This window comes from Pseudosulfitobacter sp. SM2401, from assembly GCF_042932805.1.
Taxonomy (GTDB): domain Bacteria; phylum Pseudomonadota; class Alphaproteobacteria; order Rhodobacterales; family Rhodobacteraceae; genus Ascidiaceihabitans.
Genome location: NZ_CP170633.1, coordinates 1,340,674 through 1,352,395, shown reverse-complemented (window position 1 = coordinate 1,352,395; position 11,722 = coordinate 1,340,674). Strand labels below are relative to the sequence as shown.

The 11,722-nt window shown below is 56.5% G+C and carries 11 protein-coding genes and 1 pseudogene; 8 read left to right on the top strand and 4 right to left on the bottom strand.

What is annotated here, in order from left to right; all coding sequences use genetic code 11:
• The first annotated feature begins 32 nt into the window (after window positions 1-32).
• The 4 genes and pseudogenes from ACFIO0_RS06705 (at window position 33) to ACFIO0_RS06690 (ending at window position 3,643) form a co-directional block, all read left to right on the top strand.
• Window positions 33-1,185 (top strand): annotated as a pseudogene (locus ACFIO0_RS06705) (bifunctional 2-C-methyl-D-erythritol 4-phosphate cytidylyltransferase/2-C-methyl-D-erythritol 2,4-cyclodiphosphate synthase).
• On the top strand, window positions 1,182-1,679 hold the full coding sequence (locus ACFIO0_RS06700) for a phosphatidylglycerophosphatase A (RefSeq protein WP_390915294.1): 498 nt from the start codon (window positions 1,182-1,184) through the stop codon (window positions 1,677-1,679). Before ACFIO0_RS06705 ends, ACFIO0_RS06700 begins: the two are co-directional and overlap by 4 nt.
• Window positions 1,676-2,146: a nicotinamide-nucleotide amidohydrolase family protein gene (locus ACFIO0_RS06695; protein WP_390914580.1), complete on the top strand. Its 471-nt coding sequence runs from the start codon at window positions 1,676-1,678 to the stop codon at window positions 2,144-2,146. Before ACFIO0_RS06700 ends, ACFIO0_RS06695 begins: the two co-directional genes overlap by 4 nt.
• Window positions 2,147-2,461: 315 nt before the next feature.
• A complete protein-coding gene (locus tag ACFIO0_RS06690; protein ID WP_390914579.1) occupies window positions 2,462-3,643 on the top strand; it encodes an ammonium transporter in 1,182 nt (393 codons plus the stop codon).
• A gap of 57 nt (window positions 3,644-3,700) precedes the next feature.
• Here ACFIO0_RS06690 and ACFIO0_RS06685 read toward each other — a convergent pair whose 3' ends face one another.
• The gene (locus ACFIO0_RS06685) at window positions 3,701-4,144 is read right to left on the bottom strand and encodes an SRPBCC family protein (protein ID WP_390914578.1); all 444 of its coding nucleotides are present in this window, start codon (window positions 4,142-4,144) and stop codon (window positions 3,701-3,703) included.
• An 82-nt stretch (window positions 4,145-4,226) separates the two neighbouring features.
• On the opposite strand from ACFIO0_RS06685, the gene hpt reads away from it, so the two are divergent.
• On the top strand, window positions 4,227-4,763 hold the full coding sequence (gene hpt / locus ACFIO0_RS06680) for a hypoxanthine phosphoribosyltransferase (protein WP_390914577.1): 537 nt from the start codon (window positions 4,227-4,229) through the stop codon (window positions 4,761-4,763).
• Here the strand turns inward: hpt and lipA are convergent, their stop codons facing one another.
• Window positions 4,764-5,711 carry a lipoyl synthase gene (lipA, locus tag ACFIO0_RS06675; protein WP_390915293.1) on the bottom strand — a complete coding sequence of 316 codons (948 nt, stop codon included), beginning with the start codon at window positions 5,709-5,711 and terminating at the stop codon, window positions 4,764-4,766.
• A 117-nt stretch (window positions 5,712-5,828) separates the two neighbouring features.
• Window positions 5,829-6,953 carry a DUF6456 domain-containing protein gene (locus ACFIO0_RS06670; protein WP_390914576.1) on the bottom strand — a complete coding sequence of 375 codons (1,125 nt, stop codon included), beginning with the start codon at window positions 6,951-6,953 and terminating at the stop codon, window positions 5,829-5,831.
• A gap of 276 nt (window positions 6,954-7,229) precedes the next feature.
• On the opposite strand from ACFIO0_RS06670, the gene ACFIO0_RS06665 reads away from it, so the two are divergent.
• Window positions 7,230-7,529, top strand: coding sequence for a DUF6477 family protein (locus ACFIO0_RS06665; protein WP_390914575.1), 300 nt, complete (start codon window positions 7,230-7,232; stop codon window positions 7,527-7,529).
• Here the strand turns inward: ACFIO0_RS06665 and ACFIO0_RS06660 are convergent, their stop codons facing one another.
• Window positions 7,530-9,077 (bottom strand): trimethylamine methyltransferase family protein, encoded by a 1,548-nt coding sequence (locus tag ACFIO0_RS06660; RefSeq protein ID WP_390914574.1) that lies wholly within the window; start codon window positions 9,075-9,077, stop codon window positions 7,530-7,532. It abuts the gene before it with no gap.
• A 207-nt stretch (window positions 9,078-9,284) separates the two neighbouring features.
• Here ACFIO0_RS06660 and guaA point away from each other — a divergent pair, with 207 nt between their 5' ends.
• Both guaA and ACFIO0_RS06650 read left to right on the top strand, forming a co-directional pair.
• Window positions 9,285-10,844, top strand: a complete 1,560-nt coding sequence (gene guaA / locus ACFIO0_RS06655) for a glutamine-hydrolyzing GMP synthase (RefSeq protein WP_390914573.1) — start codon at window positions 9,285-9,287, stop codon at window positions 10,842-10,844.
• A gap of 10 nt (window positions 10,845-10,854) precedes the next feature.
• Window positions 10,855-11,715 (top strand): EamA family transporter, encoded by an 861-nt coding sequence (locus ACFIO0_RS06650; RefSeq protein WP_390914572.1) that lies wholly within the window; start codon window positions 10,855-10,857, stop codon window positions 11,713-11,715.
• Window positions 11,716-11,722 lie beyond the last annotated feature (7 nt).

Below are 11,722 nucleotides of genomic sequence, written 5' to 3'. Positions count from 1 at the left end.
AAACACAAGATTATGACACCAAAGCGCAAAACATGAGCACCACAGCCGTTATCGTTGCCGCCGGACGTGGCACCCGCGCGCGCCGCGGTGACGCTGCGGGTTTGGCAAAACAGTGGTGCGAAATCGGCGATGCGCGGGTGATCGATCACACCCTGCGCGCCTTTGCCGAACATGCAGAGATTGACGACATTGTCCTGGTTTTACACCCTGATGATCTGGACCTTGCCGCCACGCTGAACGGCGCAAACGTGACCGTTGGTGGCGCGGACCGCGCAGCCTCGGTCATCGCCGGCCTCGTCGCGGTACCCGACGGAACGATCCGCGTTTTGATCCACGATGTTGCACGGCCTTGCGTCAGCGCAGGCGTCATTTCAGCAGTTATCGCAGCGCTTTATGACCACGACGGTGCAGCACCCGCTTTGGCCGTAACCGACGCATTGTGGACAGGTGCAGACGGCCGCGTCAACGGAACCCAGGATCGAGCTGGATTGTTCCGCGCACAAACACCTCAGGGGTTCAAGCTGGACGCGATCAAAGCCGCGCACGACGCCCACGCAGGCGGTGCAGCCGACGATGTCGAGGTCGCGCGCGCCTTTGGGATTGCCGTCGCAATTGTAGATGGCCATGAGGACAACCTGAAAATAACCCACCCTGCTGATTTTGAACGCGCCGCGCGCATTTTGCAGGCCCAAAAGGACGACGCAGATGGACATTAGATTGGGCAACGGTTTCGACGTGCACGCCTTTGGCGCGGGCGATCACGTGACCCTGTGCGGCGTTGCGATCCCGCACAGTCACGGGCTGGTTGGCCATTCGGACGCAGATGTCGGCATGCACACGGTCACAGACGCGATTTACGGCGCGCTGGCGATGGGCGACATCGGACAACATTTCCCCCCCTCTGATCCGCAGTGGAAAGGGGCCGAGAGCCACATTTTCCTGACCCACGCAGTAAGTATGGCGCGTGACAAAGGGTTTAGCATCTCAAACATCGATTGCACGCTGATCTGTGAATTCCCCAAAATCGGGCCGCACAGCGTGGCAATGCGCTCAGAAATGGCGCGCATAATGGGCATGGATTTGGGCCGTGTATCGGTCAAGGCAACCACGTCGGAACGTCTCGGGTTCACCGGTCGCGGCGAAGGCATCGCCTGCATCGCAACCTGCGCGTTGGTGAAATCCTGATGTTGGCGCGCATGATCGCAACGCTGTTTGGCGTCGGCTACATCCGCCCTGCACCGGGCACGTGGGGGTCGTTTGTATCGCTGCCTTGGGCGTGGTTGGTGCATGTTTTGGGCGGCTTTCCCTTGCTTCTGATCGGGGTGGTCGCTGCATTCCTAAAAGGCTGGTGGGCGACGGACCAGATGACCCGCGGATCAGAGGATCACGACCCATCCGAGATCGTCGTGGACGAACTGGTCGGTCAATGGATCGCGCTGTTGCCGCTGTCCTACGCCGCGTGGGCCAACGACATTTCGATCCTTGCGATGTGGCCTGGATGGATCGCCGCATTTTTGTTGTTCCGCCTGTTCGACATCTGGAAACCGTGGCTGGTGGGCTGGGCAGATCGGCGCGGCGACGCGTTAGGTGTGATGCTGGACGATGTGATTGCAGGCGTGTTCGCGGCCCTCGGCGTTCTGGTTCTTGCCGGCATCGCACACGGGGTCATTATGACATGAAGGTTGCAGCACAAATCCTTGATAAAGCGTCACAATCAAACACCATGATTGCAACAGCAGAAAGCTGCACCGGCGGCATGGTTGCGGCCGCTCTGACCGAAATTCCCGGATCATCGCGCGTTGTCGATCGGGGATTTGTCACCTATTCTAACGCCGCCAAAACCCAAATGATTGGGGTCGATGCAGCGCTGATTGCGGCCCACGGCGCTGTGTCGGAACCAGTCGCCGTTGCCATGGCCGAGGGCGCTTTGACCAACTCTGACGCGGGCATTGCGGTGTCAATCACGGGCTTGGCAGGCCCCGGTGGATCAAATCACAAACCCGAAGGTCGGGTTTGTTTTGGCCTCGCGCAAACCGGTCAGGCCACACATTTCGAAACCATCGAATTTGGGGCGTTGGGCCGCGAAAACGTGCGGATCGGTGCGCGTGATAATGCGCTGCAATTGCTGTTGCGACACTTGCCGTAAATGAGGCCTCACCAAGCGAGAGGTAGGCGCCGAGCGAGGCCCCGACTAGTGATGAAATAACCAACTAATCCGAACAGAGTAACGCGCGCGCTAAACCGGTGGCAGTCAGGATATCCATACCTTCGACACGCCAGCGCATGCGCAAAGATTCGCTTGCGCCTAAATTTAAGGCAAAATACCGCTGCATGCGCCCAAAATTTAACCAATAAGCCAATCGCCCGAAAAATAAGCGCCCACCGGACCCGTTGCTGCTTTTATCCGCACCGAGAGCGCCTATGCATCCTCAACATCGCGCTTTCAGGATCGGAGAACCAGATGAACGCAGCTGATACAGCTTGGATTATGGTGGCCACCACATTGGTGCTGCTGATGACCCTTCCGGGGCTTGCCCTATTTTACGGCGGGCTGGTGCGCTCGCGCAACGTGCTTAGCGTCTTTATGCATTGCTACGCCATCGCCTGTTTGATGAGCGTGCTTTGGTTCTTTTTCGGCTACACAATTGCCTTTGGATCAGGAACATCTGGTTTCTGGGGCGGCTTGGACAAGCTGATGTTGCTGGGTGTTGACGCGTCATCGCTGTCTGGCACCCTGCCCGAGGTTTTGTTCTTTGCCTTCCAGATGACATTCGCAATCATCACGCCAGCCTTGATCGTTGGCGCCTATGTCGAACGCATCTCGTTCGGGTTTGTGCTGACGTTTTCGGGCGCATGGATGTTGCTGTGCTACGCGCCAGTGGTCCACTGGGTTTGGGGCGGCGGTTTCTTGGCGGATGGCGGTATTTTTGGCGACACCGGCGTGCGCGATTTTGCTGGCGGCATTGTGGTGCACGAAACGGCGGGCCTTGCCGCGTTGGTCTTGGCCGTGTTCCTGGGGGCGCGCAAAAACCAGAACACACCGCCGCACAATCCCGGCATGGTGATGATGGGGGCGGCATTCTTGTGGATCGGTTGGTTCGGTTTTAATGGCGGATCGCAATTGGCGGCAGACGGCGGTGCGGCAATGGCGATCACGGTCACGCATATCTCGGCGGCCACAGCATCATTGACGTGGGCCCTGTGGGAAAAGATCAAGTTCGGCAAAGCGTCTCTGGTCGGCATCGTCACCGGTACGATCGCGGGCCTTGCGTCAATCACGCCAGCGTCCGGTTTTGTTGGCCCGATCGAGGCGCTGATCATTGGCGCGATCGCCGGTATCGGCTGCCAAGAAGCGGTGAACCTGATCCGCAACCAATTCAAAATCGACGACACATTGGATGTCTTTGCCGTGCACGGCGTGGGCGGTATTTTTGGCACGATCATGATTGCGGTCTTTGGCGCTGGCACGTGGGCTGCGCAAATGGGTTCCCTCGTGATTGTTGGCGTGTACACGATTGCTGTGACTGTTGTGCTGGTGCTGGTGATCCGCGTGTTCATCCCGATGCGCGTCGATGAAGAGACCGAAGTTAACGGTCTGGACATCGCGCAACACGGTGAACGCGCCTACGACATGAACAGTTAAGTAGCTGAACTTATGAACTAAAAAGCGGGCCTTTTGGGGCCCGTTTTGCGTTTTGGTCTAGCCGTGCAGATCATCCGCACGACGTTCAAAAGCGCGGACAATGCGCTGCATGGCCTCGTTGAACACCACACCAATGATGCCCTGCAAAATCGCGTTCTTGAATTCAAAATCGACGAAAAAGGTGACGTTGCAACCGCCCTCGGCGTCCTCGAACGCCCAGTTCGATTTCATGTATTTAAACGGGCCGTCCAGATATTCCGTGTCGATTTTCTGGGCCTCTGGCCACAACACAACCCGACTGCCAAAACGCTCGCGAAACACTTTGAACGAAATCACCAGATCGGCCAGCATCTCAATCGAGGCACCCTCCGTCTTGGTAGACCGGATGCGCGCGGCCGAACACCACGGCAAAAATTCGGGGTACGACGCCACATCTGCCACCAGATCATACATCTGTTGGGCGCTGTGGGGCAGGAATTTGGTCTCTGAATGTTTGGGCATCACGTTTGGCTATAGCGGCGGTTTCGCGAGATGTGTTACGAAACGCAAATGAATTCAAGGGCCAATACAATTGGGGGGCACCATGTCACAGCGTCCATACGTCATCGATCAGATGATTTCGGCAAAATCGATTGCCGCGCGGATCGAAGAACTCTGCGAGGAAATCCACGCCGAATTTGAAGGCACGGACAAGCTGGTTGTTGTTGGCCTGCTGCGTGGATCCTTCGTGTTCATCGCCGATCTGGTGCGCGAGTTGGACCTGCCCATCGAGGTCGATTTCCTTGAGGCCTCAAGCTACGGTGACGGCATGGAAAGCAGCCGAGAAGTTCGCATTCTCAAAGACTTACGTGGCGCAATTGAAGGGCGTGATGTGCTGGTTGTCGAGGACATCGTTGACACAGGCCACACCCTGAACCACGTGACCAAGCTGTTGCAGACGCGCAATCCAGCCCGCTTAAAATCCATCGCTTTGCTCGATAAACCAAGCCGGCGCGAAATCGATTTTCGCGCAGACTATATCGGGTTTGAAATTCCGGATGAATTTGTCGTCGGCTATGGAATCGATTTTGCACAGCGTAACCGCAATCTGCCGCATATTGGCAAAGTGCGGTTCACCTGATCAGCCCAATTTGGCCTGACGCGCAGCACGCAGTTGCGCAAAATCGTCCCCCGCGTGATAGCTGGACCGCGTAAGCGGCGTCGCTGATACCATCAAGAATCCTTTGCCGTAGGCGGCTTTTTCGTAGGCGGCGAATTCATCAGGATGCACAAACCGGTCCACCGCGTGGTGTTTTGGCGTGGGCTGCAAATATTGGCCAATCGTCAGGAAATCGATGTCGGCGGCGCGCATGTCTTCCATCACTTGCAGCACCGATTGGCGATCTTCACCCAAACCGACCATGATGCCAGATTTCGTGAACATCATCGGATCCATTTCCTTGACCCGCTGCAACAAACGCAACGAGTGGAAATAGCGCGCGCCGGGGCGGACTTCGGGGTACAGGCCCGGCACGGTTTCAAGGTTGTGGTTGAAAACATCGGGGCGCGCCTCGACCACTTGTTCCAGCACTTCTGGTTTGCAGCGGATAAAATCCGGCGTCAGAATTTCGATTGTCGTGTCGGGCGAACGATGCCGGATCGCGCGGATGGTTTGGGCAAAGTGATCTGCCCCGCCGTCCTCAATATCATCACGATCCACGGACGTAATCACAACGTGGTTCAGCCCCAGTTTTTCGACCGCATGGGCCACACGACCCGGTTCAAACGCGTCCAGATCCTCTGGCGGTTTGCCGGTCGCGATGTTGCAGAATGTGCAGGCGCGCGTGCAGACTTCGCCCATGATCATCATCGTGGCGTGGCCTTGGGACCAACATTCACCGACGTTCGGGCAGCCGGCTTCTTCGCAGACCGTCACCAATTTGTTCTCGCGCATGATCTTGGCGGTCTTGGCATAACCTTCGCCGCCGGGTGCTTTGACCCTGATCCAGCTTGGTTTTTTGGGTTGCGGGTTGTCAGGACGACGCGCTTTTTCAGGGTGGCGTTGTTCTGGAATTTTGAGATCACGCATCAGGCTGGCCTTTGTGACAAAAGTCATAACTAGCCCTGATCTATCACAGATTTCGTTAAAGAAAAGGCGGGCTGCACGCATAGCCGATTTGGCAGCAGCGCAACCCGCCGATCTTTGTTAACCGATCATGCCGCCGCCGGGGCCTGTCGATTCTTCGTAATGGCGTTGCAAACGCGTCAATGCGATGCGCAACACGATCTTGCCCGAACGTGCGGACCAGCCCAGTTTTTTCTCGGCTGTTTCCAACCCTTCGAGGAAACAACAGCAGCGCAAAACCACGTCAGACAGGCCTGGCCCCAGATCGGCCATTGCGTCGGCCACACGACCGCGCGCACCGGATGGACCGTCGCCAACACCGCTGTCGCCGACAAATCCACCACGACCGCCACCCGTTAGAAAACGATCCCAGTTTTGCGCAACCCGAGGGCCCATTTGTGCGAGCTCAAAATCTTCGCGCAGACGTTCACCGGCACGCACCTGATCATCACTCAGGAATGCAGAGCCGTCTTTGTCGCGGCGACGCGCAAGTGCGGTCAGTGGCGATTCACCCAAGTTGTAACGCATCCGTTTTGGACGACCGGTTTCGGTGTCTGGCAGGACTTTTTCGCCCCACGTGCGTTGTGCGTCGGAAAACTCGGCCGGTGCCTCGTTAAACCCTTTGGTTTTTTGGTGCGTCGCCAACATTTCGTTTAACGCCACACGACCAGCAGCCGTAATCTGATAGCGTGTGATGCGCCCTGTCGAGGCCGCCGAAATCCAATCTTTTAGCGCCATCGCTTGGGCCACAGCACAATCAACCACGGCCGTCCGTGTTGTCGCACCATGGGCATCGTCGCGGACAACCACAGCTTTTTCCATGTCTTTGGCCACAGCCAAAACCGAACCTTTTTCACACAAGCGGCGCAGAATCCGCATTGCATCACGCGTCAAAGACGCTTCGTCCGGTGTCATATCAATCGTGTTCTGTTCGCTTCGCATATCCATGTCTCTTTCCGATTGGCAGGCAATTTTGCGCTGCGCTGTCCCCAAATGTTGCGTTCCTAAGGTACGCAAAGCGGCATCAATCAATGGATCGTCACGACGCGTTTCAACACGCCTAATTTGGCGCAATACGGTCGACGCGTGACAGCCCACCATACGTGCAAGTGCACGAATGGGCGTACCCGTTTCGGTATGCGCTAAATAGAGTTTGGCACCAGCTGGCACCCAATCAGGAAAGTGCCCCAATGTTGGTGCACTCATACTTGCCTCCGTCATATCTTCACCTTTTCTTAGTCTGTCCCAGGGGTGTGTTTGCCACGTTTATCCCCATATTTATCCACACAACCTAGAGCTGCGTTGGTTACTCTTTCGTTAAAATCCATCGATATGGTCAGCATTGTTTCCAAATCATAAACAGTGATGAAAGCGCCGAACGCCGCATCGCAGCGAGGCGCAACACCCGTTTAGGCTGTGGCATGTTGATCCTCGAAGCTGACGTGGCATTTGCCCGTTCATGAAAATTATAAGGATACGACAATGCAAGACGTTCTAAGCATGCTAAACACGGTAAAACGCCCACGTTTATTGATGCGTGCAGCCAAAATTGGTGCCCAAGACTACCGCAGAACGGCGCATTTATCGCGCCTTTTGGGCTACGGAAATCTGCCCCGTCACGGCGCTGCTTTGATGAAATTGATGGAGATTGAGAGCGAATTAAACGCTCAGCGCAAAGCTAAAGAATCGGCGTATAGCTTGCTGCGACATATCGACATTATGATCGCGATTGTCGGTGAAGCGCATATTTTGCGCTCCACCCGGTCTATTGTTTCCAACTAATCACATGAACGAATCAGGTGTCGCCGCCTTCTTGGTGGCGATGTAGTCGCGCAGGCCTTCGGCGATGCCTGGATCAAGAGCAGGCTGCTGATAGTCATTCAGCATTTTCTGCACCCGCTCGGCCGCAAGGGCTTGGGTATCGCGCGCGCCTTCGTCTTCCCACGTCTCGAACGGTTTGTAGTCCAAGAGGTCGGATTTCCAGAACGCCGCCTTAAAGTTGGCTTGGGTGTGTTCGCAGCCCAGATAGTGCCCGCCAGGCCCAACTTCGCGGATCGCATCCATGGCTTGGGCGTTCACGTCCATTTCAACACCGCGGGCGATGTGATGCAGCGCGCCCAGTTGGTCGGCATCCATCACGAATTTCTCGAAACTGCTGACCAGCCCGCCCTCAAGCCACCCACACGAGTGCAACATAAAGTTAACACCAGCCAGCAGGCCCATGTTCAAGCTGTTGGCAGATTCGTATGCGGCTTGGGCGTCTGGCAGCTTCGATCCGGTAAACCCACCAGAGGAGCGATACGGCAAACCCAAACGGCGGGCCAACTGCCCTGCCCCGTAAGTAATGTGCGCAGCCTCAGGTGTGCCAAAGGTCGGCGCGCCCGAATTCATATCGATCGAGGTCACAAACGCGCCCATGATCACTGGCGCACCTGCGCGGCACAGCTGGCTGTAGGCAATGCCGGCCAACGCTTCGGCCATAACTTGGGTCAATGTCCCGGCAATCGACACAGGCGCCATCGCGCCACCGACGATAAACGGCGAGATAATGCAGGCTTGGTTGTTTTGCGCGTACACTTCGAGCGCGCCCATCATCACATCATCAAACGTCATCGGAGAGTTGATGTTGATCAGCGACGTCATAACGGTGTTTTCTTGGACAAAATCCTTACCAAACAGGATTTCACACATCTCGACACTGTCTTGCGCACGGCTGGGTTCGGTGACCGACCCCATAAACGGCTTGTCAGACAGGGTCATGTGGGCGTGCAACATGTCCAAGTGACGTTTGTTCACAGGCACATCTGTCGGTTCGCACACAGTACCACCGGAATGGTGCAGCCATTTGGACATATAGCCCAGTTTCACGAACTTCTGGAAATCGTCGATGGTTGCGTAGCGACGCCCACCCACAGAATCGCGCACAAACGGAGGGCCATAAACCGGCGCCAACACCATGTTACGCCCGCCAATAACCACATTGCGATCAGGGTTGCGCGCGTGCTGGGTGAAACTAGAGGGCGCTGTGGCACATAATTTACGCGCCAGACCTTTGGGGATTCGCACGCGTTCGCCGGTGACATCAGCACCTGCATCACGCCAGCGGTCCAATGCGGCCGGATTATCCGGGAAATTAACGCCAACTTCCTCAAGGATTTGTTCCGCGTTGGCCTCGATAATATCTAACGCCTCTTCGTTCAGAACCTCAAAGTTCGGAATATTGCGTTCGATATACTTGGCCGTTTCAAATGAAACCGCTGAGCGCTCTGCCCGGCGCGCCGCACCACCGCCACCACGTCCACGTCGTCCTGTTGTTGCTGCTTCAGCCATCGGGAAACCCTCACATATCAATCTTGCTTGGCACGTTGATTACCCCAGTGCATGAACGCCCCACCCCCGTTAAGCGTCCGCTTGGGGAAAAAAGCGACATTCGGTGTGATCAACGCTGTCTAAATCTTGTGGCTGCGTCGCAAAGTCTGACCGCATAGGCCACGCGAATCCTTGCCACTGGCGCGTTGCACATTTATTGCATGCGCCATGACACAAAATCACGACCGCCTCCTCATCATCGACTTCGGCAGCCAAGTGACGCAATTGATTGCGCGACGCCTTCGCGAGCTGAATGTTTATTGCGAAATTCACCCCTATCAGAACGTCACGGATGCGTTTTTGGCCGAGTTTGCGCCAAAGGCTGTGATCTTGTCGGGGGGGCCTGCGTCGGTCATCGACGAGGGGTCGCCGCGCCCGCCGTCTACTGTCTTCGACATTGACGTGCCGATCCTTGGCATTTGTTACGGCCAACAGGTCATGATGGAAATCCTGGGCGGCAAAGTCGAAAGCGGTCACGGCACCGCCGAATTCGGTCGTGCCTATGTCACCCCCGAGGCTGAAAAGCTGGACTTGCTTGAGGGTTGGTTTGCCGACAACCGCGAACAGGTCTGGATGAGCCACGGCGATCACGTCGCAAAAATCGCTCCGGGCTTTGAAGTTTACGGGACCTCGCCCAACGCGCCATTTGCGATCACCGCTGATGTGTCGCGCAATTTCTATGCCGTTCAGTTCCACCCCGAAGTGCACCACACCCCGAACGGCGCAAAATTATACGAGAACTTTGTCCGCATGGCCGGTTTCAAAGGCGATTGGACTATGGGTGCCTACCGCGAAGAAGCCATCGCAAAAATTCGCGAACAGGTTGGCGACGCAAAAGTCATCTGTGGCTTGTCCGGCGGCGTTGATTCTTCTGTCGCCGCGGTGCTGATCCACGAGGCAATCGGTGACCAGCTGACCTGTGTTTTTGTGAACAATGGCTTGCTGCGCAAAGGTGAGGCCGAAGAAGTCATCACCATGTTCCGCGACAACTACAACATCCCGTTTATCTACGCAGATGAACGCGAATTGTTCTTGGGCGAACTTGAAGGCCAATCTGACCCCGAAACCAAACGCAAGATCATCGGCAAACTGTTCATTGACGTGTTCCAAAAACACGCAGGCGAAGTGGGTGGCGCCAAATTTTTGGCCCAAGGCACGCTGTATCCGGACGTCATCGAATCGGTTTCGTTCTCAGGCGGGCCGTCGGTCACGATCAAATCGCACCACAATGTTGGTGGATTGCCCGAAAAGATGGGCCTGAAACTGGTCGAACCCCTGCGCGAGCTGTTCAAGGATGAAGTGCGCGCCTTGGGTCGTGAATTGGGCCTGCCCGCTGCATTTATCGGGCGTCATCCGTTTCCAGGTCCGGGTCTTGCGATCCGCTGCCCCGGTGAAATCACCCGTCCTAAACTGGACATCCTGCGCGAAGCCGACGCCGTCTACATCGACCAGATCCGCAAACACGGGCTGTACGACGACATCTGGCAAGCGTTCGTGGCGATCCTGCCTGTGCGCACTGTTGGCGTGATGGGCGACGGGCGCACGTACGATTTTGCCTGTGCGTTGCGCGCGGTCACGTCTGTCGATGGCATGACGGCGGATTACTATCCGTTCAGTCACGAATTTCTCGGTGAAACCGCCACGCGGATCATCAACGAGGTCAAAGGCATCAACCGTGTGACCTACGACATCACCTCGAAACCTCCGGGCACGATTGAGTGGGAATAACCCCGCGCCGATGAATCCTGTGTTCAAAGCCGCCCTGTTCATGAGCGGGGCAATCGCGTCGTTTTCTGTCATGGCTGTGGCCGGACGCGAGGTGAGCTTTGCGCTGGATACCTTTGAAATCATGTTGTTTCGCTCGATTGTGGGCGTGCTGATCGTCGGTACAATTGCAAGTGCAACCGGCACGTGGCGACAGATCAACATCGACAGTTTCGGCACGCACCTGATCCGCAATCTGGCGCATTTCACCGGCCAAAATCTGTGGTTTTACGCCGTCACGGTGATCCCGCTGGCGCAGGTTTTTGCGCTTGAGTTCACCTCGCCCATTTGGGTGATCTTGTTGGGGCCATTGTTGCTGGGCGAACGGATCACGTTTGTGCGCGCGCTGGCCGCGATTATGGGGTTCATCGGCATCTTGATTGTGGCGCGTCCCGATATGACCGGCATCAACCACGGCGTTCTGATGGCCGCTGCCTCGGCGATCTTTTTCGCGCTTACCACCGTGTTCACCAAGCGGCTGACCCGCACGCAATCAATCACCTGCATCCTTTTCTACCTAACGGTTTTGCAACTGGTCTTTGGGCTGGTCATGGCTGGATACGATGGTGACATTGCCCTGCCCGATGCCACAACCCTGCCGTGGTTGGTGATGATCGGGCTGTGTGGATTGCTGGCGCATTTTTGCATCGCCAGCGCGCTCTCTATCGCGCCTGCCACGGTTGCGATCCCGATCGATTTCATCCGCCTGCCGGTGATCGCCGTGATCGGGATGCTGGTTTACGCCGAAGCCGTGGACATCTGGGTGTTCATTGGTGCCGCGATCATCTTTGCCGGCAACTACATCAACATTGTTGCAGAAACCCGCCGCGCCTAGCCAAATC

What these genes read in the sequence shown, in the direction of transcription:
- ACFIO0_RS06650 (WP_390914572.1), top strand. Translation starts at nt 10,855, where the DNA reads ATGAATCCTGTGTTCAAAGCCGCCCTGTTCATGAGCGGGGCAATCGCG.
- guaA (WP_390914573.1), top strand. Translation starts at nt 9,285, where the DNA reads ATGACACAAAATCACGACCGCCTCCTCATCATCGACTTCGGCAGCCAA.
- ACFIO0_RS06660 (WP_390914574.1), bottom strand. Translation starts at nt 9,077, where the DNA reads ATGGCTGAAGCAGCAACAACAGGACGACGTGGACGTGGTGGCGGTGGT.
- lipA (WP_390915293.1), bottom strand. Translation starts at nt 5,711, where the DNA reads ATGCGTGATCTCAAAATTCCAGAACAACGCCACCCTGAAAAAGCGCGT.
- ACFIO0_RS06665 (WP_390914575.1), top strand. Translation starts at nt 7,230, where the DNA reads ATGCAAGACGTTCTAAGCATGCTAAACACGGTAAAACGCCCACGTTTA.
- ACFIO0_RS06685 (WP_390914578.1), bottom strand. Translation starts at nt 4,144, where the DNA reads ATGCCCAAACATTCAGAGACCAAATTCCTGCCCCACAGCGCCCAACAG.
- ACFIO0_RS06695 (WP_390914580.1), top strand. Translation starts at nt 1,676, where the DNA reads ATGAAGGTTGCAGCACAAATCCTTGATAAAGCGTCACAATCAAACACC.
- hpt (WP_390914577.1), top strand. Translation starts at nt 4,227, where the DNA reads ATGTCACAGCGTCCATACGTCATCGATCAGATGATTTCGGCAAAATCG.
- ACFIO0_RS06690 (WP_390914579.1), top strand. Translation starts at nt 2,462, where the DNA reads ATGAACGCAGCTGATACAGCTTGGATTATGGTGGCCACCACATTGGTG.
- ACFIO0_RS06670 (WP_390914576.1), bottom strand. Translation starts at nt 6,953, where the DNA reads ATGAGTGCACCAACATTGGGGCACTTTCCTGATTGGGTGCCAGCTGGT.